General features: G+C 65.3%; 18 protein-coding genes. 10 read left to right on the top strand and 8 right to left on the bottom strand.

The window, feature by feature from the left end; translation table 11 throughout:
* Positions 1-33: 33 nt before the first annotated feature.
* The 3 genes from RS899_RS27115 to RS899_RS27105 all read right to left on the bottom strand — a co-directional run bounded on the left by RS899_RS27115 (position 34) and on the right by RS899_RS27105 (position 3,588).
* Positions 34-1,026: a cyclodeaminase gene (locus RS899_RS27115; RefSeq protein ID WP_315808490.1), complete on the bottom strand. Its 993-nt coding sequence runs from the start codon at positions 1,024-1,026 to the stop codon at positions 34-36.
* The gene (eutB, locus tag RS899_RS27110; protein WP_315808489.1) at positions 1,019-1,993 is read right to left on the bottom strand and encodes a hydroxyectoine utilization dehydratase EutB; all 975 of its coding nucleotides are present in this window, start codon (positions 1,991-1,993) and stop codon (positions 1,019-1,021) included. The genes RS899_RS27115 and eutB overlap by 8 nt, the downstream gene beginning before the upstream one ends.
* A 200-nt stretch (positions 1,994-2,193) precedes the next feature.
* Entirely contained in the window at positions 2,194-3,588 is a 1,395-nt protein-coding gene (locus RS899_RS27105) for a PLP-dependent aminotransferase family protein (RefSeq protein WP_315808488.1), read from the bottom strand.
* A gap of 407 nt (positions 3,589-3,995) precedes the next feature.
* On the opposite strand from RS899_RS27105, the gene ehuB reads away from it, so the two are divergent.
* The 4 genes from ehuB to ehuA all read left to right on the top strand — a co-directional run bounded on the left by ehuB (position 3,996) and on the right by ehuA (position 7,121).
* Positions 3,996-4,850 (top strand): ectoine/hydroxyectoine ABC transporter substrate-binding protein EhuB, encoded by an 855-nt coding sequence (ehuB, locus tag RS899_RS27100; RefSeq protein WP_315808487.1) that lies wholly within the window; start codon positions 3,996-3,998, stop codon positions 4,848-4,850.
* A 77-nt stretch (positions 4,851-4,927) separates the two neighbouring features.
* Positions 4,928-5,584 (top strand): ectoine/hydroxyectoine ABC transporter permease subunit EhuC, encoded by a 657-nt coding sequence (gene ehuC, locus RS899_RS27095; protein WP_024765020.1) that lies wholly within the window; start codon positions 4,928-4,930, stop codon positions 5,582-5,584.
* Positions 5,584-6,240, top strand: coding sequence for an ectoine/hydroxyectoine ABC transporter permease subunit EhuD (gene ehuD / locus RS899_RS27090; protein WP_024765019.1), 657 nt, complete (start codon positions 5,584-5,586; stop codon positions 6,238-6,240). Before ehuC ends, ehuD begins: the two co-directional genes overlap by 1 nt.
* A 56-nt stretch (positions 6,241-6,296) precedes the next feature.
* Positions 6,297-7,121 (top strand): ectoine/hydroxyectoine ABC transporter ATP-binding protein EhuA, encoded by an 825-nt coding sequence (ehuA, locus tag RS899_RS27085; RefSeq protein WP_054907636.1) that lies wholly within the window; start codon positions 6,297-6,299, stop codon positions 7,119-7,121.
* 73 nt (positions 7,122-7,194) lie between these two features.
* Here the strand turns inward: ehuA and RS899_RS27080 are convergent, their stop codons facing one another.
* The 3 genes from RS899_RS27080 to RS899_RS27070 all read right to left on the bottom strand — a co-directional run bounded on the left by RS899_RS27080 (position 7,195) and on the right by RS899_RS27070 (position 9,817).
* On the bottom strand, positions 7,195-7,461 hold the full coding sequence (locus RS899_RS27080) for a PilZ domain-containing protein (protein ID WP_024765017.1): 267 nt from the start codon (positions 7,459-7,461) through the stop codon (positions 7,195-7,197).
* Positions 7,462-7,518: 57 nt separating this feature from the next.
* Positions 7,519-8,832: an Nramp family divalent metal transporter gene (locus RS899_RS27075; RefSeq protein WP_315808486.1), complete on the bottom strand. Its 1,314-nt coding sequence runs from the start codon at positions 8,830-8,832 to the stop codon at positions 7,519-7,521.
* Positions 8,833-8,929: 97 nt separating this feature from the next.
* Complete coding sequence (locus RS899_RS27070; protein ID WP_045214198.1) at positions 8,930-9,817, bottom strand: lysophospholipid acyltransferase; 888 nt, start codon at positions 9,815-9,817, stop codon at positions 8,930-8,932.
* Positions 9,818-9,987: 170 nt separating this feature from the next.
* Here RS899_RS27070 and RS899_RS27065 point away from each other — a divergent pair, with 170 nt between their 5' ends.
* Both RS899_RS27065 and xrtQ read left to right on the top strand, forming a co-directional pair.
* Positions 9,988-11,979, top strand: a complete 1,992-nt coding sequence (locus RS899_RS27065; protein WP_315808485.1) for a VIT domain-containing protein — start codon at positions 9,988-9,990, stop codon at positions 11,977-11,979.
* Positions 11,976-13,313 (top strand): exosortase Q, encoded by a 1,338-nt coding sequence (gene xrtQ / locus RS899_RS27060; RefSeq protein ID WP_315808484.1) that lies wholly within the window; start codon positions 11,976-11,978, stop codon positions 13,311-13,313. Before RS899_RS27065 ends, xrtQ begins: the two co-directional genes overlap by 4 nt.
* Here xrtQ and RS899_RS27055 read toward each other — a convergent pair.
* Positions 13,310-13,864: a DNA-3-methyladenine glycosylase I gene (locus RS899_RS27055; protein ID WP_054907579.1), complete on the bottom strand. Its 555-nt coding sequence runs from the start codon at positions 13,862-13,864 to the stop codon at positions 13,310-13,312. The two genes, xrtQ and RS899_RS27055, sit on opposite strands and share 4 nt — an antisense overlap.
* Positions 13,865-14,053: 189 nt before the next feature.
* On the opposite strand from RS899_RS27055, the gene glyQ reads away from it, so the two are divergent.
* From glyQ to RS899_RS27035, 4 genes are all read left to right on the top strand, one after another.
* A complete protein-coding gene (gene glyQ / locus RS899_RS27050) occupies positions 14,054-15,001 on the top strand; it encodes a glycine--tRNA ligase subunit alpha (protein ID WP_015474809.1) in 948 nt (315 codons plus the stop codon).
* Positions 15,001-17,055 carry a glycine--tRNA ligase subunit beta gene (gene glyS / locus RS899_RS27045; protein ID WP_315808483.1) on the top strand — a complete coding sequence of 685 codons (2,055 nt, stop codon included), beginning with the start codon at positions 15,001-15,003 and terminating at the stop codon, positions 17,053-17,055. The genes glyQ and glyS overlap by 1 nt, the downstream gene beginning before the upstream one ends.
* A gap of 101 nt (positions 17,056-17,156) precedes the next feature.
* Entirely contained in the window at positions 17,157-17,687 is a 531-nt protein-coding gene (gene gmhB, locus RS899_RS27040; protein WP_054907581.1) for a D-glycero-beta-D-manno-heptose 1,7-bisphosphate 7-phosphatase, read from the top strand.
* 13 nt (positions 17,688-17,700) lie between these two features.
* Positions 17,701-18,474, top strand: a complete 774-nt coding sequence (locus RS899_RS27035) for a lysophospholipid acyltransferase family protein (RefSeq protein WP_315808482.1) — start codon at positions 17,701-17,703, stop codon at positions 18,472-18,474.
* Between the two features lie 306 nt (positions 18,475-18,780).
* On the opposite strand, the gene RS899_RS27030 is transcribed toward RS899_RS27035, so the two are convergent.
* Positions 18,781-19,881 carry a hypothetical protein gene (locus RS899_RS27030; protein ID WP_315808481.1) on the bottom strand — a complete coding sequence of 367 codons (1,101 nt, stop codon included), beginning with the start codon at positions 19,879-19,881 and terminating at the stop codon, positions 18,781-18,783.
* Positions 19,882-20,061 lie beyond the last annotated feature (180 nt).

The raw sequence follows: 20,061 nt of genomic DNA, 5'->3' as shown, positions 1-20,061 counted from the left end.
TTCGCGAGCAAGCTCGCTCCTACAGGTCAGTGATTAGCTGTGGAACTTGAATCCCTTGCCCATCCGCTGTGCCCGCTGGAAGGCCAGGCCGGCGATGGCGGTGTCCTGGGCGCCGGTGCCGGTGAGGTCGCAGAGGGTGATGTCCTCGGCGCGCACGCGGCCCTGGCGCAGCCCGGCGATCACCTGGCCGAGCTCGGCGAAATCCGCGTCGAGGCTGACGCTGCCGGCCGCCACCGCGTGGTGCAGCTCGCCCAGCACCAGGGTCTGGCTGAGGCGGTCAGCGACGTAGTGGTCGACGGCGGCCAGCGCTTGGGCGGCGATCTCGTTCTTGTGCTCGGCGTCCGAACCCATGGCGGTGATGTGCAGGCCGGGGCGCAGGTGTTTTTTCTGGATCAGCGGTTCGCGGCTGGGCGTAGTGGTGATGGCGATGTCGGCGCCTTCCAGCGCTTCGTCGATGCTGGCGCAAGGCGTGACCGCAATGCCCAGGCTACCGCTCAGCTCTTGCGCACATTGCCGCGCCTTGGCGATGTCCCGCGCCCAGACGCTGGCACCTTCGATGGGCCGCACCAGGCACAGCGCCTTGAGCTGCAGCCGCGCCTGTTCCCCGGCGCCGATCAGCGCGACCTGGCGCGAGTTCTCGCGGGCCAGCCATTTGGCCGCCACTGCGCCAGCGCAGGCGGTACGCACGGCGGTGAGGTAGCCGTTATCCAGCAGCAGCGCGTCGAGCAGGCCGGTCTTGGAGGACAGCAGCATCATCATGCCGTTGAGGCTGGGCAGGCCCAGCTTGGGATTGTCGAAGAAGCCGGGGCTGACCTTGATGGCGAAGCGCGGCAGGCCCGGCAGGTAGGCGGTCTTCACGTCGACTTCGCCGTTGTGCTCGGGCACGTCCAGGCGAAGGATCGGCGGCATCGCCACCGGCGCCGTGGCCAGCAGGCGGAAGGCCTGTTCGACGGCGTCGAGGCTCTCCCGGTCTATCGCCACGCAGGCGCGCAGGTCGGCTTCGCTGAGCAGGGTGACGTCAGCCATGGGCAGTTTCCTCGAGGATCTGTTGGTGTTGTTCGATGGCGATGTTGCGGCCGCTGACCACCACCACCACCGGGCCGACCGGCGCGATCAGGCCGTCGAGCAGCGCGGCGATGCCGACGGCGGCGGCGCCTTCGACCACCTGCCGCTCCTCGCGGTAGGCGTGACGGATACCGGCGGCAATGGAGGGCTCGTCGAGCAGGTGCAACTGGTCGCAGTAGTCGCGGGCGAGCGCGAAGGTGTAGCGGTTGTCCAGTCCGATACCGCCGCCGAGGGAGTCGGCCAGGGTCGGCAGCTCTTCCACGTCCACCGGGTGACCGGCGGCGAGGCTGGCGGCCATGGCCGCGCCTCGGCGCATGCTGATGCCGTGCACGCGGATGCTCGGGTCCGCCTGCTTGAGCGCCAGCGCCACGCCACCGAACAGGCCGCCGCCGGAGAGCGGTACCAGCACCTGGCGCACGTCCGGCAGTTGTTCGAGGATTTCCAGGCCCAGGGTGCCCTGGCCGGCGATGATCTGTGGGTGATCGAAGGGCGGCAGCAGTGCCGCGCCCTGCTCACGGGCAATGCGTTCGGCTTCGGCCTGGGCGTCGTCCTGGCTGTTGCCGATAATGCAGACTTCAGCGCCCAGTTCGCGGATGGCCTGGACCTTGTTCGCCGGCACCAACTGCGACAGGCAGATGCTGGCGTGCACGCCGAGCACGCGCGCGGCGTGGGCCAGCGCCCGGCCGTGGTTGCCGGTGGAGGCCGCGACCACGCCCTTGGCCTTCTGCTCATCGCTGAGCTGAGCGATCGCGTTGCTCGCGCCGCGCAGCTTGAAGCTGCCGGTGATCTGCTGGGATTCGAGCTTGAGGTACACCGGTGCCCCGAGCAGACGCGACAGGCTGGGCGAATGCTCCAACGGCGTCTGCCGCACCAGGCCCTGGATGCGCTGGCGTGCTCGGTACAGCTCGACGAGGGGAATCGGCTCCATCTCGGCCTCCGGGGAATGCAGTGGGGCCGAGTGTAGGGGCGGGAAATTGTCGCGATGAATGTACTAGGACGATGTAGTTCGCAGAGGGATTTTCGTGGGAGCGAGGGGGCGCTCAGTTCGTGCTCGCTAACCCGCCCAGCGTCAGAGCCGACGGGAAGTCCGCTTCGCTAGCAAGCTCGCTCCTACAGGAAGAGCCGGCATCAGAAGTCGTGAATCTTCGGGTACTGCCCGAACAGCTCGCGCATGTCCTCCAGCGCGGACACCATGCGCTCGTCGCTGCATTCTGCCCCCATGCACAAACGCACCGCGCGAGGCCTGGGCGTGCCGCGCACCATGAAGGGATCGGGTGGCGTGACGGCGATGTGCCGGTGGCGCAGCTCGCGCACCAGGCTGTCCAGCTCCCAATGCTCGGGGATGCCGATCCAGGCGCTGAGGGAGTGCGGGTCGCAACCGCGCAGATGCTCGCCAAGATGGTCGCGCACCAAGCCCTGGCGCTTCTCCAGAACCTGGCGCTGCAGGCTGATCAGCGCCTGGGCGTTGCCATTGCGAATCCACCGTGAAGCGACTTCCGCCACAAACGGCGTGGCCATCCAGCTGTTCACCCGCAGGATGCTCTCGGTGCGCAGCGCCAGCCGCCGCGGCATGGCCAGGTAACCGATGCGCAGGCCGGTCAGCACGCTCTTGGTGAAGCTGGTGCAGTAGAACGACAAGTCCGGCAGGTAGTGGCTGAGCGGTGGCGGGCGGCGCTCGCCAAGCAGCGGGCCGTAGACGTCGTCTTCGATCACGTGAACACCGTAACGCTGGGCGATGGCGGCGATCTCGCGGCGGCGCGCGTCGGGCATCAGGCAGGAGGTCGGGTTGTTCAGGTTGGGCGTGCAGACCAGCGCGGTGATGCGCTCGTTCGCGCAAAGGTCTTCGAAGTGCTCGGGGTCGATGCCCTGCTTGTCGATCTCCACGCCCTTCAGGGTAAAACCCAGTACCTGGGAATTGCCGATCACGCCGTGGTCGGTGAGCTGTTCGCAGAGCACCACGTCATCCGGCCCGGCCAGTGAGGCGAGCGCGAGGAAGATGCCGTGGGCGGCGCCGTTGGTGATCAGCACGTCATCGCGCTCGCGCTGCAGGCCCAGCTGCGACAGCCACTGCACACCGGCATCGCGGTGCGCATCGAAGCCGGCGACTGGGCGGCAGGCGCGCATCCAGGGCTGGTCGGTTTCCTGCGCCAGCGCGCGGCAGGTGTCCTGCCAGAGGCGGTCGTGCTCGCGCGTGTGGACGATGCTGGCGATGGAGAAATCCACCAGTGCGCGCTCGGGGTGGTCGACCATGTAATGGGCCATGCCCTCGGTCATCCGCCGCGAGACGAAGCTGCCACGCCCCACCTCGCAGCGCACCAGACCCTGGCGCTCCAGTTCCTTGTAGGCATTGGTCACCGTCTGCACGCTGATCCCCAGGCCATCGGCGACGTGGCGCTGCGGCGGCAAGCGCTGGCCGTCGCTCAGGCGGCCCTGCTCGATGTCGCCGGCAATGGCCTGCACCAATGTCTTGTACTTGGATTCGCCGACCCGCAGGTCGGCCAGGGCGCGACGCCAGGCTTCCATCTTCAGCGCTCCGTCTGGTCAGGGGTGCAGAGTGACCGACCAGCACACCGGCGGCAATTGTCCTAGTGCAATGTCGATAAAGAAGTGGCTTGCGTATGCTCGGGCGCAGGACACCGCGTGGCACACCGGGCCGCATTGTCAGGCCCGCGCAGAAAAAACCGCCGGATGCGTTCGTCGCGACGGTGGCTTTTTCCCGCCGCGCAGCTGTCGATCGGGAAGAGCCGCAAGGCGCCCGGCCTTAGTCTGGCGTCGAGCTTCTCGGCAACGTCTGCGACAGCGCCGAGAGAACTTCGGAAGGCCCCACCCAGGGCCCGACCTACAAGAACAACAGTCGTACGACATTGCTACCTGCCATCCATCGCCGCGCGCCATGAGCGTTCGGCAAGAGAAGTCCAGGAGATCCGAAGATGAGTACCGCCCCTGTTTTCCTGCGCCGCCTGAGCCTCGCCTGTACCCTCGCCGCCGGCGCCCTGGCCAGCGTCGGCAGCTACGCCGAAACCACCCTGGAACGCATCCAGAGCACCGGCATCGTGCGCATCGGCTACGCCAACGAAGCGCCCTTTGCCTACACCGAGACGTCCGGCAAGGTCACCGGGGAATCCCCGGAAATCGCCACGCAGATCTTCACGAAAATGGGCGTGAAGAAGATCGAGCCGGTGCTCACCGAATGGGGCGCGCTGATCCCCGGCCTGCGCGCTGGCCGCTTCGACGTGATCGCCGCCGGCATGTACATCACCCCGCCGCGTTGCCAGCAGGTGATCTTCACCGACCCCCACTACCAGATTCCCGACACCCTGCTGGTGAAGAAGGGCAACCCGAAGAACCTGCACAGCTACGCCGACGTGAAGAACAATCCGGACGTGAAGCTGGCGATCATGTCCGGCACCGCCGAGATGGGCTACGCCCGCGCCGAAGGCGTGGCGGAAGAGCAGATCGTTCAGGTGCCGGATACCACCGCACAATTGCAGGCCGTGCGCGCCGGCCGCGCCGATGCCAGCGTCGGTACCGCACTGACCATGAAGGGCCTGGCTGCCAAGGGCGGTGACGCGGTGGAAGCCATCAGCGACTTCAAGGACGACCCTTCGCACATCGGCTACGGCGCCTTGGCCTTCCGCCCGGAGGACAAGGACCTGCGCGACGCGGTGAACCAGCAGCTCAAGGGCTGGCTGGGCGGCGCCGAGCACCTGGCGACGGTGAAACCGTTCGGCTTCGACAAGTCCAACGTCACCGACAAGACCGCTGCCGAGCTCTGCAAACAGTGACCGTCGCGGGCGCGCGCCTGCCATAGGACGCGCCCGGCCGGCCATTGAGTCGAACCTGTCGTTACAGGATGCGCATCATGGGTGAATTACTTCCTCTGCTGCTGCAGGGCGCCTGGGTCACCGTTCAGGTGACTGTCTTCGGTTCCCTGCTGGCGGTGGCCGCCGCCATTCTTGCCGCGCTCGGCCGGCTCGCGCCGTGGCCGGCGGTACGCTGGCTGGCGATCGGCTACATCGAGCTGTTCCGCGGCACTTCGCTGCTGGTGCAGCTGTTCTGGCTGTACTTCGTGCTGCCGCTGCCGCCGTTCAACCTGGAGATGAGCGCCTACAGCGTGGCGATCATCGGCCTGGGCCTGCACATCGGTGCCTACGGCGCGGAAGTCATGCGCGGCGCCATCGGCTCGGTGCCCAAGGGGCAGTACGAGGCGGCGCTGGCGCTGAACATGACTCCGTTCACGCGCTTCCGCCGGATCATCCTGCCGCAGGCGCTGCTCTGTGCGATTCCGCCGGGCACCAACCTGCTGATCGAGCTGCTGAAGAACACCTCGCTGGTGTCGCTGATCACCCTCTCGGACCTGACCTTCCGCGCGCGCCAGCTGGACCAGGCGACCTTCGAGACCATGAAGATCTTCGCCCTCACCCTGGTGCTGTACTTCGTCATGGCCCAGCTCATCGTCTTCCTCATGCGGCGCCTGGAGCGCTGGCTGGGGCACGGCCGCATCCACGGAGGCCTGTGATGAAACTCTTCGACTGGGACTTCGCCTGGCAGATCCTGCCGCAACTGCTGCACGCGTCGCTGCGCACCATCGCCATCACCCTGGTGGGCTTCGCCCTGGCGGTGGTGTTCGGCCTGCTCTTCGCCATCGCCCGGCGCAGCCGCCACGCCTGGCTGTCGTGGCCGGCGGCCTGGCTGATCGAATTCATCCGCAGCACGCCGCTGCTGATCCAGGTGTACTTCCTGTTCTACGTGCTGCCGCTCTACGGGCTGAGCATGACCGCACTGGTGGCCGGCACCCTGGGCATCGCCCTGCATTACGCCTGCTACACCGCCGAGGTCTACCGCGCCGGCCTGGAAGCGGTGCCGCGCGGGCAATGGGAGGCGGTTACCGCGCTGAATTTCTCGCCCTTCAAGGCCTACCGCGAAGTGATCCTGCCCCAGGCCATCCGCCCGGTATTGCCGGCGCTGGGCAACTACCTGATCGCCATGTTCAAGGACACCCCGGTGCTCTCCGCGATCACGGTGGTGGAAATCATGCAGCAGGCGAAGAACATCGGCTCCGACAGCTTCCGCTACCTGGAGCCGATCACCCTGGTCGGGGTGTTCTTCCTGCTCATCTCCATCAGCCTGGCCAGCGTCGTGCGCCAGGTGGAAAAACGCACGGCGCTGCCATGACTGACTCTTCCGGAGGAAAACCGATGACTGTTCACTCCCTGCAAACTGCCGGAGCCATGTCCTCCCGCGTCGCCACCGAGGATTCGCCGACCGCGCGCGCCGAGGCAGCCCAGCCCATGGTCAGCTTCCGCAACGTGTGCAAGAGCTACGGCAGCTTCAGCGTGCTCAAGGACCTCAACCTGGAAGTGGGCGCCAATGAGAAGGTCGCCATCATCGGCCCCAGCGGCTCGGGCAAGTCGACCCTGCTGCGCGCGCTGATGACCCTGGAGACCATCGACAGCGGCGTGATCGAGGTGGATGGCGAACCGCTGACCCACCTCAAGCGCAACGACGCCCTGGTGCGCGCGCCGGAAAGCCACGTGCGCAAGGTGCGCAGCAAGATCGGCATGGTGTTCCAGAGCTTCAATCTGTTCCCGCACATGAGCGCGCTGCGTAATGTGATGGAAGCGCCGGTGCAGGTGCTCGGCATGCGCCGCGACGAAGCGCGCGAGCGGGCGGTGGAGCTGCTCGAGATGGTCGGCCTGGGCAACAAGCTCGAGCACTATCCTTCGCAGCTTTCCGGCGGCCAGCAGCAGCGCGTGGCCATCGCCCGCGCGCTGGCGATGCGGCCCAAGGTGATGCTGTTCGACGAGGTGACCTCGGCGCTGGACCCGGAGCTGTGCGGCGAAGTGCTCAACGTGGTGCGCAAGCTGGGCGCCGAGCACAACCTGACGATGCTCATGGTTACCCACCAGATGGGCTTCGCCCGCGAGTTCGCCGACCGCGTGTGCTTCTTCCACCAGGGCAGCATCCTCGAGCAAGGCAGCCCGCAGCAGTTCTTCGGCAACCCGAAGCACGAGCGGACGCGGGCGTTCCTGAGTGCGGTGAACGAGGCGAACTGATGGATTCGGAGGCTTTGCCTTACCTGTTGGACCGAGGGGGGCGCCTAGACCTCGTTCCTACAAAAAGCAGCCTTCAGGCGTCTGCGACGAAGCGGAAGCCGGCGCCTTCGGCGTCGGTGCGCATCACCTCCATCTCCAGAATCGGTGCATCGAAGGGCATGTCCTGCACCTGGCCGGTGACCCGCGTCCCCGCGGGCAATGCGGCGAGCACTTCATGGCGAACGTAGACGCCGCCGTCCGACAAATCACGGGTGTGGCCGAACACGTCGCCAAAGTCGGGGTGGCTGATCTTGATCCGGCACTTCATCGGGGTCCGCGGGTACTGCCTTTGGTTGGCCATGGATGGCATCCGTCCTGAATGTCAGCGCATTAATGGGCCTCAAACCCATGGGTCAGGTCAAGCCAGCAGTTGCAGCAGCAGCCAGAGATTGGCGGCGCTGATGACGCAGAACAAGGTCCACGCCAGCACGCGGGTCAGCAGGCTGTTGACGAACTCGCCCATCAGCGCGCGATCGCTGGTGAAGCGGATCAGCGGCCAGAGTGCGAAGGGCAGTTGCAGGCTGAGCACCACCTGGCTGAGCACCAGCAGCTTGCCGATCGCCTTGTCGCCCAGCATCAGCACGCCGATCAAGGCCGGGATCAGTGCCAGCGCGCGGGTGATCAGGCGGCGCTGCCAGCAGGGGATCTTCATCTGCAGGAAGCCTTCCATGATCACCTGCCCGGCGATGGTGCCGGTGAAGGTGGAACTCTGCCCCGAAGCGAGCAGCGCAACGCCGAAGAGAATCGCCGCCAGCCCGGTGCCCACCAGCGGTTCGAGCAGGCGGTAGGCGTCCTGGATTTCGGTGACGCCGGTGTGGCCGGTTTCGTGGAAGGCCGCGGCGGCGAGGATCAGGATGGCGGCGTTGATCAGCAACGCGAGGCTCAGCGAGACCACCGTGTCGATGCGCGTCAGGCGGATCGCCGCGGCCTTGCCGTTGCTGCCGGTGACCTGGCGCGTCTGCACGATGGAGGAATGCAGGTAGAGGTTGTGCGGCATCACCGTGGCGCCGAGGATGCCGATGGCCAGGTACAGCGGTTCGCGTTGGCTGATGGCGTCCCAGCTGGGCAGGAAGCCGGCGGCAACGTCCGGCCAGTGCGGCTTGATGAGGAGCAGCTCGACCAGGTAGCAACCGCTGATGGTGATGATCAGGCCGAGCATGATCGCTTCCAGGTGGCGGAAGCGCTGGCCCTTGAGGCCGAGCACGATGAGCGTGTCGAAGGCGGTGAGGATGACGCCGGTGACCAGGTCGACGCCCAGCAGCAGGTGGAAGGCGAGGGCGCAGCCGAGCACTTCGGCAAGGTCCGTGGCGACGATCGACAGTTCAGCCAGCAGCCATTGCAGGCGCGCCCCGCCCAGGCTGTAGCGACTGCGTGAGAGCTGCGCCAGGTCTTGCCCGGTGACAATGCCCAGGCGCATGGCCAGGCATTGCAGGACCATGCCGGCGAGGCTCGACAGCAGCACCACGAACAGCAACTGGTAGCCGAAGCCGGAGCCGGCTTCGATGGCGGTGGCCCAGTTGCCCGGGTCCATGTAGCCGATGGAGACCAGCAGGCCGGGGCCGGCGAACTGCAGGATGCGCTTCCACAGTGGCGCGCTGGCCGCGACCTGGATGCTGCCTTTGACTTCCGAGGGGCAGAACGGCGCGGTGGCGGTGGTCGGCAGGCCGAGCATGGGCGAGGTTCCTGGAGCGTGGGACGTTCAGCCTGACGTCCCGCGCTTCAACAATCCAGGGGCGCCGCGCCTATCGGGTCGATTGAGCGGGGCGCGCTCAGTACCACTTCGCCTCGCCTTCGGGCCGCTTCTTGAAGCGCTTCATGGTCCACATGTACTGGCTCGGATACGCACGCACGTACTTGGCCAGCTCGCGGCTGAGCGCAGCCACGGACACCTCCATGTCCTTGTCGTACATGTCCGCCGGCGCGGCTTCGAGGATCACCTTGTAGCCGCTGCCATCGGGCAGGCGCACGGCGTGGAAGAACACCCCGCGCGCCTTGCCGCGCGAGAGCAGCGACGGCACGAACTTGCTGGTCAGCGCCGTGGTGCCCAGGTAAGGCACGAACAGGCCCGAGCCGAGGTCCGGTTCCGGATCGCAGGGAATACCGACGCAGCCGCCGTTCTTCACTTCCTTGATCACACTCTTGATGCCTTCGGGCGTGGAGGGCGCGACGCGGTTGCCCAGTTGCACGCGCTGCTTTTTCAGCAGGTCGTCCACCGCCTTCAGCTTGGGCGGGCGGTAGAAGATGATCGGCTTGGCGTAGGAGCAGTAGAAGTGGTTGAGCACTTCCCAGTTGCCCAGGTGGCTGGTGATGCCGACCAGGCCGTCACCGGAGGCCAGCGCTTCTTCCAGCACTTCCATGCCTTCCACTTCGCGGATGTACTGCAGCGACTTCTGCGGCGACCACATCCAGGCGCAGGCGCTCTCGGTGAGCGTGCGGCCGATGTCCATCAGGCTCCGGCCGACGAGCTTTTCCAGTTCGGCCTCGGACAGCTCGGGGAAGCAGTGCGACAGGTTGATCCGCACGATCTCGCGGGAGCGGTTGGGCAGCTTCCACATCAGCCAGCCAATGCCCGCGCCCAATGCGCCCACCGCGCGCCACGGCAGCATGGCGAACAACCGCAGGAAGCCCACCACCAGTGCGCCCTTGAATTTCTCCACGGAAAACTCCTTCAAGCAGATGGCGGCCATTGTAGCCGCTCGCGCCGGTATTTCGGGCATCGCCGGCCGCCTCCACCTTGCATCCACACAATCAGCACAGAGCGAACACGCCGCGCCCACACCGCGCGCGCAACCTGCAGCCATCCGATCCACAGGCCCGGAGGCCCGCGATGCGTACCCGAACCTTACTTGCACAGTTGTGCTGCCTGTTGCTGGCGATGGGCGCCAGCCTGACGGCGTTTTCCGACGACGACAGCTCCTCGAATGAAAACAACGCCAGCCCTTACTTCTTCGTCGAGAGCGCCGACGCATCCGTCGATGCACTGCCACTCAAGGCGACCCGCGTGGATGCCCGCGTGCTCGGCAACATCGCCGAGGTGACGGTGACCCAGGAATATCGCAACCAGGGCGCGACGCCGCTGGAGGCGCGCTACGTCTTCCCCGCCTCGACCCGCGCTGCCGTCCACGGGATGACCGTGCGCCTGGGCGAGCGGGTGATCCAGGCGCAGATCCGCGAGAAGCAGAAGGCCCAGGCCGAGTACCAACAGGCCAAGAGCGCGGGCAAGACCGTCGCGCTGCTGGAGCAGGAGCGCGAGAACGTGTTCCAGATGCAGGTCGCCAACATCCTGCCCGGCGACGTGGTGCAGGTAGAGCTGCGCTACAGCGAGCTGCTGGTGCCCACTGACGGACGCTATCAGTTCGTGTTCCCCACCGTGGTCGGCCCGCGCTACAACGGCAAAGGCACTTCCGGCAGCGGCAACCAGCCGTGGATTTCGACGCCCTACCTGCAACAGGGCCAGGCCTCCGCCACGCAATTCGCCCTGCAGATAGAGTTGCTCGCACCGGTGCAGATCGGCGAGATTGCTTCGCCCTCGCACCACATCGACATTCAGCGTGACGGTCAGCGCGCCACCCTCCACCTGGCCGCCGACGAGGCTGCCGGCAACAACCGCGACTTCATACTCGACTACCGCCTGGGCGGCGATCAGGTGCAAAGCGGCCTGCTACTGTCGCGCGGCGTGCAGGAGAACTTCTTCCTCGCCATGGTCACGCCACCGCGCGCGCCGGATACCAAGCTCATCGTGCCGCGGGACTATGTGTTCATCGTCGACGTATCCGGCTCCATGAACGGCTTCCCGCTGGACACCACCAAGGCCCTGCTGCGCGACCTGATCGGCCGCCTGCGCCCGAGCGACACCTTCAACTTGCTGCTGTTCTCCGGCGACAACCGCAAGCTCGCCGACACTTCCCTCGCGGCCACGCCGGCCAACATCCGCCGCGCCACCGACATGCTCGATGGCGAACAGGGCGCCGGCGGCACCGAACTGATGCCGGCCCTGCGCGAAGCGCTGGCGATGCCCACCGACCCGGAGCGTTCGCGCAGCTTCGTGGTGATTACCGACGGTTTCGTCAGCGTCGAAAGCAGCGCGTACCAACTGGTCCGCGAGAACCTGGGCAAGGCCAACCTGTTTGCCTTTGGCATCGGCACCTCAGTGAACCGCAGCCTGATCGAAGGCCTGGCGCGGGCAGGGCAGGGCGAGCCCTTCATCGTCACCGACAAGGCATCGGCCGGGGAGCAGGCCGAGCGCTTGCGCCGCATGATCGACAGCCCGCTGCTGCAAGGTCTTCGCGCGAGCTTCGAAGGGCTGGAGGTCTACGACGTCGAACCGCAGCAACTGCCCGACCTCTTCGCCAATCGCCCACTGGTGCTGTTCGGCAAATGGAAGGGCGAGCCCCGCGGCGAACTGCGAATCGATGCCCACGCGGCGGATGGCCCGTTCCAGGCACGCCTGCCGATCAGTGCAACCAGTCTTGGTGAAAACGCCGACGCGCTCGCCCATCTCTGGGCGCGTAAACGGCTGGCCAGCCTGATGGACCAGGAAGCCCTCGATGGCGGCTTTGAATTCAGCTCGCAGATTCTCGACCTCGGCCTGAAGTATCAGCTACTCACGCCCTATACCTCGTTCATCGCCGTCGACCAGCAAGTGCGCAACCCCGATCCGCAGGCGAGCCAGTCCGTCGATCAACCCCTGCCGTTGCCCCAGGGCATGAACAACAGCGCTATCGGCAGCACGGTGCCGGGCACGCCCGAACCCGGCGTCTGGGCCATGCTGCTGCTCGCCGGCCTTGGCGCATGGTGGTGGCGGAGGAAGGCGGCATGACGCGCCGCCTGCCTGGCTGGAGCTGGTTGGCACTCGCCGCGCTCGCCGCCTGGCCCAGTTGGTTGTGGGCCGTACGCCGGCTGGGCGATGGCTCGGATGATCCGCTGGGAATCATCGCCCTGGCAGCGCTGGGACTGCTGCTCTGGCGCGACCGCTCCGGCCTGCGGGCGCAGCCACGCTTGACGTGGCTGGCGCTCGCAGTGGGCTTGCTGCTGGTGGCGACGCTCAGCCAGTCGCTGCTGCCGCCGCTGTTGCGCGGGCTGGCCTCGGTGCTGGCACTGTTGCTGGTGATCCTCAGCCTGCGCTCGCCCGATCAACCCTGGCTGTCCTGGCTCGGCCTGGGTTTCCTGTCGCTGCCGCTGCTGTCGTCGCTGCAATTCTTCGTCGGTTATCCGCTGCGGGTGATCACCGCCGAGGTCAGCACCTGGCTGTTGCGCCTCGGCCCTTGGTCGGTGGAGCGGCAGGGCAGCGCGCTGTTGGTCGATGGCCAGTGGATCATGGTCGATGCGCCCTGCTCGGGCATCCAGATGGCCTGGGTCGGCTACTTCACCGCCTGCGCGCTGGCGGCCTGGCTGCGCCTGCCGGACCGGCTGTTGCTGCGCCGGTTGCCGTTGGTGGGCGTGCTGGTGTTGGGCGGCAATATCCTGCGCAACACGCTGCTGGTGTGGGGCGAAAGCAGGGCAAGTGGATTTCCCGGCTGGGCGCACGAAGGCGTCGGCTTGCTGGTGTTCGCGGTGGTGTGCGGAGTGATCCTGCGGGTGATCGGGCGGCGTTCATTCGACGCGCCTGCGCTGGGCGATTCAGCTTGCTCCACGGCACCGGCAAACGTCCAGGCAACTTTCCTGGGCGCATTGCTGCTGGCAATCATCTGGCCGCTGTGGGCGCCGGGTTCCGGCTCCGCAAATGTGAGCGCGCCTCACGAATGGCCGGCGCAGTTCGAAGGTCGGCTGTTGCGGCCACTCGCTCTTTCTCCGGTGGAGCAACGCTTTGCTGAAGGCTTCCCCGGCCAGCTCGGCCGCTTCACCGATGGCCAGCGCAGCATCGTGCTGCGCCAGGTGCTGCGGCCGACGCGCAAGCTGCACCCGGCGGAAGACTGCTTCCGCGCCATCGGCTACCACATCGAGCAGACGCAACTGCGCAAGCGCGTGGGAGCAGAAGGTTTGCAGCGCTGCTTCGTCGTCACGCGCGACGGCGTGACGTTGCAGGTCTGCGACTACATCCAGGACGCTGCCGGCCAGTCCTTCTCCGATACCTCGGCCTGGTACTGGTCGGCGCTCTCCGGGCGCTCCACGGGACCATGGCTGGCGGTCACCCTGGCCAGCCCGCTGCCTTAGGCGCGGGTCAGCTGGGCGTAGCGGTCGCAGTCGGTGGTGTGGTCCATCACCATGCCGGTGGCCTGCATGAAGGCGTAGCAGATGGTCGGGCCAACGAAATTGAAACCGGCCTTGCGCAGCGCCTTGCTCATCGCCTCGGCCTCGGGCGTCACCGCCGGCACCTGGCCACGTTCGCTGAAGTGATTGACCTTCGGCTTACCGCCGACGAAGGACCAGAGGAACGTCACCGGGTCATCCAGCTCCAGCCAGGCCCGGGCGTTCTGCCGCGCCGCCTTGAGCTTGGCGAAGTTGCGGATGATGCCCGGGTCCTGCATGCGCTCCTCGATCTCCTCATCGCTCATGCGCGCCAGGCGCTCGGGATCGAAGCCGAACAGCACCTCACGGTAGCGCTCGCGCTTCTTCAGCACGGTGATCCACGAAAGCCCCGCCTGCGCGCCTTCGAGAATGAGCATCTCGAACAACGCCCGCGCATCGCGCTGGGGCACGCCCCATTCGGCATCGTGGTAGGCGATGTACAGCGGGTCGTCGTTACACCAGAAGCAGCGGGGCATGGCGGTCGTCCTGACAGGGAAAGTTCGACTATAGACAATTCACTGTATGAAAATACAGTTACCTGAAGGATTTTCCGCTCGATTCGTGAACTCCCGCCGGGCGGCCGGAAATCGCTGAGAAGCCCAAGCTGCAAGCGTCTTGGGGTATACTGCCGGGTTTTAGTCGCATATCCAGCACAGGTGAAATTCGTGAGCCAGACTACGCCCGCCGTGCCCACCTTCCAAGACCTGATCCTCGCCCTGCAAAAATACTGGGCCGATCAGGGCTGTGTGGTGCTGCAGCCCTACGACATGGAAGTAGGCGCCGGCACCTTCCACACCGCCACCTTCCTCCGCGCCGTGGGCCCGGAAACCTGGAACGCGGCGTACGTGCAACCCAGCCGCCGCCCCACCGACGGCCGCTACGGCGAGAACCCCAACCGCCTGCAGCACTACTACCAGTTCCAGGTGGTCCTGAAGCCCAACCCGGAAAACTTCCAGGAGCTGTATCTGGGCTCGCTGCAGGCCATCGGCATCGACCCGCTGGTGCACGACATCCGCTTCGTCGAGGACAACTGGGAATCGCCGACCCTCGGCGCCTGGGGCCTGGGCTGGGAAATCTGGCTGAACGGCATGGAAGTCACCCAGTTCACCTACTTCCAGCAAGTCGGCGGCATCGAGTGCTACCCGGTCACCGGTGAGATCACCTACGGCCTGGAACGCCTGGCCATGTACATCCAGGGCGTCGACTCGGTGTACGACCTGGTGTGGGCCGACGGCCCGTTCGGCAAGGTCACCTATGGCGACGTGTTCCACCAGAACGAAGTAGAGCAGTCGACCTACAACTTCGAGCACGCCAACGTCGAGAAACTGTTCGAGCTGTTCGACTTCTACGAAAGCGAAGCCAACCGCCTGATCGAGCTGCAACTGCCGCTGCCGACCTACGAGATGGTCCTCAAGGCCTCGCACACCTTCAACCTGCTGGACGCCCGCCGCGCCATCTCGGTGACCGAGCGTCAGCGCTACATCCTGCGCGTGCGCACCCTGGCCCGCGCCGTGGCGCAGAGCTACCTGCAGGCCCGCGCCCGCCTCGGCTTCCCGATGGCCACACCCGAATTGCGTGACGAAGTACTGGCCAAGCTGAAGGAGGCCGAATAATGAGCGCGAAGGATTTCCTCGTCGAACTGGGCACCGAAGAGCTGCCACCCAAGGCGCTGAAGAGCCTCGGTGAAGCCTTCCTGGCCGGCATCGAGAAGGGCCTGAAGGCCGCCGGCCTGACCTACGCTGCCGCGCGCTGCTACGCCGCGCCGCGCCGCCTGGCCGTGCAGATCGACCAGCTTGCCGTGCAGCAGCCCGACCGTACCGTGAACCTCGACGGCCCGCCGGTGCAGGCTGCCTTCGACGCCAGCGGCAACCCGACCCAGGCCGCCCTGGGCTTCGCCAAGAAGTGCGGCGTGGACCTGGAGCTGATCGATAAGAGCGGCCCGAAGCTGAAATTCAGCCAGACCATCGCCGGCCAGCCCGCCGTGGGCCTGCTGCCGGGCATCGTCGAAACCTCGCTGAACGAGCTGCCGATTCCCAAGCGCATGCGCTGGGCTGCCCGTCGCGAAGAGTTCGTGCGTCCGACCCAGTGGCTGGTGATGCTGTTCGGCGATGACGTCGTCGACTGCGAGATCCTCACCAAGAAAGCCGGCCGCGAATCCCGCGGCCATCGCTTCCACAATCCGGCCAACGTGCGCATCACCGCTCCGGCCAACTACCTGGAAGACCTGCGCAGTGCCCACGTGCTGGCCGACTTCGCCGAGCGCCGCGAGATCATCTCCAAGCGCGTCGCCGAACTGGCCGCCGAGCAGAAGGGCAGCGCCATCGTCCCGGCCGACCTGCTGGATGAAGTGACCGCGCTGGTCGAGTGGCCGGTGCCGCTGGTGTGCTCCTTCGAGGAGCGCTTCCTCGCCGTGCCGCAGGAAGCCCTGATCACCACCATGCAGGACAACCAGAAGTACTTCTGCCTGCTGGACGCCAACGGCAAGCTGCTGCCGCGCTTCATCACCGTGGCCAACGTCGAGAGCAAGGCGCCGGAGAACATCGTTTCCGGCAACGAGAAGGTCGTGCGCCCGCGCCTGACCGATGCCGAGTTCTTCTTCAAGCAGGACCAGAAGCAGCCGCTGGAAGCCTTCAACGCTCGCCTGAAGAACGTGGTGTTCCAGGCCCAGCTCGGCACTGTGTACGAGAAGGCCGAGCGCGTCTCCAAGCTGGCCGCCTACATCGCCGAGCGCATCGGTGGTGACGCGACCAACGCCGCCCGCGCCGGCATCCTCTCCAAGTGCGACCTGGCCACCGAGATGGTCGGCGAGTTCCCGGAGATGCAAGGCATCGCCGGTTACTACTACGCCACTGCCGGTGGCGAAGCCAAGGACGTCGCCCTGGCGCTGAACGAGCAGTACATGCCGCGCGGCGCTGGCGCGGAACTGCCGGGCACCCTCACCGGTGCCGCAGTCGCCGTGGCCGACAAGCTCGACACCCTGGTCGGCATCTTCGGCATCGGCATGCTGCCCACCGGCAGCAAGGACCCGTACGCCCTGCGCCGTGCCGCCCTGGGCGTGCTGCGCATCCTCATCGAAAAGCAGCTGGACCTGGACCTGGTCGACGCCATCGGCGTCGCCGTGGCCCAGTACGGCGACAAGGTGAAAGCCGAGGGTCTGTCCGAGCAGGTACAGGACTTCGTCTTTGATCGCCTGCGAGCTCGCTACGAGGACGAAGGCGTGGAGGTTGCCGTGTACCAGGCCGTCCGCGCGCTCAAGCCGACCGCTCCGCTGGACTTCGACCAGCGTGTGCAGGCCGTTCAGGCGTTCCGCCAGTTGCCAGAAGCTGCTGCCCTGGCCGCTGCCAACAAGCGCGTGTCGAACATCCTGGCCAAGGCTGAAGGCGAGGTGCCTGCCACCGTCAACGCCAGCCTGTTCGCCGAGACCGCCGAGAAGGCCCTTGGCAGCGCCGTGGCAAGCGCCGAGGCAGAAGTAGCTCCGTTGGCCGCGGCTCGCGATTATCGCGCAGCCCTGGCCCAACTGGCGGCCCTGCGCGCTCCGGTCGATGCCTTCTTCGAGGAAGTACTGGTCAACGCGGACGACAGCGCCGTGAAGGCCAACCGCTACGCACTGCTGGCCAAGCTTCGCGGGCTGTTCCTCGGCGTCGCCGACATCTCGCTGCTGGGCTGATGCCTGCTTGAGGAAGCCGGGAGTTCGAAACGGTTCGCCGTAACGGACCCCCGGCTTTTTCGTTTCCGACTTCTCCACGCGCCTGACTTACCGAAGCCCCCATGAAGCTACTGATCCTCGACCGTGACGGCGTCATCAACCAGGACTCCGACGACTACATCAAATCCCTCGCCGAGTGGATCCCGATCCCCAGCGCCATCACTGCCATCGCGCGCCTCAGCAAAGCCGGCTGGACCGTAGCCGTAGCCACCAACCAGTCCGGCATCGCCCGGGGCTATTACGACCTGGCCACGCTGGAAAGCATGCACGCGCGCCTGCGCGAACTGGTGGCGGAGCAGGGCGGTGAACTCGGGATGGTGGTCTACTGTCCCCATGGTCCCGACGACGGCTGCGACTGCCGCAAGCCGAAACCCGGTATGCTGCGGCAGATAGCCCAGCACTACGGCGTAGATCTGAAGGGCGTCTGGTTCGTCGGTGACAGCCGGGGTGACCTGGACGCTGCGCTGGCCGTCGATTGTCTGCCCGTGTTGGTAAAGACCGGCAAGGGCGAGCGTACGTTGGCCAAGACGTTGCCAGAAGGCACGCTGGTATTCGACGATCTGGCAGCGGTTGCCGACCACCTACTTTCCTGAGGATCCATCTCCCATGTCGATAGTGCAGGCCATCAGAACCGTTCTCTTCTACCTGCTGCTGTCGTCCAGCGCCTTCGTCTGGGGCACCCTCAGCCTGCTCATCGCACCCTTCCTGCCATTCCGCGCGCGCTACCGCTTCATCGCGCAGGCCTGGTGCAAGTTCGCCGTCTGGCTCGCCGGCGTGATGGTCGGCGTGCGCTACGAACTCAAGGGTGCGGAGAACATCCCGGACCAGCCCTGTGTGATCCTCGCCAAGCACCAGAGCACCTGGGAGACCTTCTTCCTCACCGGCTACTTCGAGCCGCTCAGCCAGGTACTCAAGCGCGAGTTGCTATTCGTTCCCTTCTTCGGCTGGGCCATGGCGCTGCTCAAACCCATTGCGATCAACCGCGATCAGCCGAAGCTGGCCCTCAAGCAGATCGCCAAACAGGGTGACGAGCGCCTGAAGCAGGGCGCCTGGGTACTGATCTTCCCGGAAGGCACCCGCGTTCCCACGGGCCAGATCGGCAAATTCTCCCGCGGCGGCGCGGCACTGGCGGTCAACGCCAACCTGCCGGTTCTGCCGATCGCGCACAACGCTGGGCACTGCTGGCCAAAGAACGGCTGGGCGAAGTTCCCCGGCACCATCCAGGTGGTGATCGGCCCGGCCATGTATGCAGAAGGAGAGGGCGCACGCGCCATTACCGAGCTCAACCAGCGCGCAGAGAGTTGGGTTGCGCAGACCCTGCGCGAGATGGGCGAGCTGCCGGCCGATGCCACGCCACAGGCAGTTGCCGAAGCCTCCTGACGCTCCCGCCGACAAAAGAAAAGGGCCCCGAAGGGCCCTTTCTTTTTGCCTGTAGCTTTCCCGAATGTAGGTGGGAAAAGATAATCAAATTTGACGCTTCTGAAAATCAGCGTTAGACAACAATTCGGTCAAAGTTAATTTCAGCTTCGGCTAAAGTTATTAAATGAAAATCTACTTTCGCCAAAAGTTACTTTCCACCTCATAAATTGACAAGCTGTCAAGAACTGTAAATATCCTACTCCGACCGGCCAAATAATCAAGTTTTAACTCAGAGTTCATTGCAGAAAGCACCGAGCCCTTAACTCATCATTTAGTCTCGGGGAGCGAGTCATTCAACTTGGCATAGATTTCCTTCGCCAAAAGCTTTGCTCGAGTATCAGACGCTGCGTCCAATGCTGGGATATGCACGCCCTCATCACCATCGACGTATAGCGGCCCACCGATATCGTCGTCGTACAGTTCTCCGTCATAGGCCCCACCATCGTGGTAAGCCCGCATGGTGCCCCGGCGAATGTCATCGTCCAGCTCTGCAGATAAATAGATCCATACCCATCCCTGAAAGTGGTTGTTCGGCTCAAGCTCCTCGATGAGCGCCCTCATCGCTTCTGTATCCCCTTGCGCTGCAGCCATGTAATACCAACGCCGCGCATCCTCTTCACGACCATGGCCATAGGCAAGCTCTGCCAGGCGCAGAGGGTCATCAACTGAATCGAGGTTCCAGGCTTGCTCGAGCCATCGGGGATCTTCGCCCAGCTCAGCCAGCTCCAACACTGCACCATCATGTCCCAGCGCCGCCGCGCGCATCAGATGAGAAAGACGCAGTGACCTTTTTTGCTGGAGCTCCTGTGCCGTAATCGCCCATTCGAGCGGAACGCCATCTAATACCTCTCCGGCCTGCATACGCTCCAACCAATACTCGCCTCCCATTCCTGGCTGATGGTCGTCATCGGTGAGCTCTCCCCCATATAGGAGGGCCAGCGCGAAATGGGCAGCTGGGTTTCCTTTCCCCGCCAGCCTGCCTAACCCATCGATTAGCACCTGGAGCTCAGCATCTGTCTCGACATCCAGAAGCTCGAACGGATCCTCCTGCAAGATGGAAACGATGTTACGCAAGCTGTAGCACGCCAAATCCCCCTCCTTTATATAGGCAGCTAGGATTTCGGCCGCTCGAGCCGCCGTTTCCCCATACCCTAACTCCGCCAAACGGCGCTGCAGCAATGCCGGTGAGATCGGCCGCCCAGAACCGTTCGTAGCTACCGCCAGCAGGTGATCAGAGTTCAACGCCGCGCTTGAATGGAAGCCAAAGGCGCCGGCCAGCAGCTCATAAGCGTGGCTATGCGCAATCGGCACGCCGATTGTGGACTGAAGGTGCTGTTTTACGCCGAATGCGAGCGATTTGAGTGACATGAAACCATCCTCTGTGCACAGCCGATAGGAGCAAGCAGCACACGTTTAAGCCCCGCACGGCCGCGCGGTAGGTGGTTTCAAGCTAAAGAGGAATGCCTGTTTTAACTCGTGTGCAAGTTGGGCGGGCGCCACCAGTGGATACTAGCTCGTCTCTTTACGTCGCGTCGAGAGCTACCGCAA

It is taken from the genome of Pseudomonas sp. C9-3 (assembly GCF_032392015.1).
Lineage (GTDB): Bacteria > Pseudomonadota > Gammaproteobacteria > Pseudomonadales > Pseudomonadaceae > Pseudomonas > Pseudomonas nitroreducens.
The sequence above is the reverse complement of the archived record's forward strand: the minus strand, read 5'-3'. Positions and strand labels throughout refer to the sequence as shown.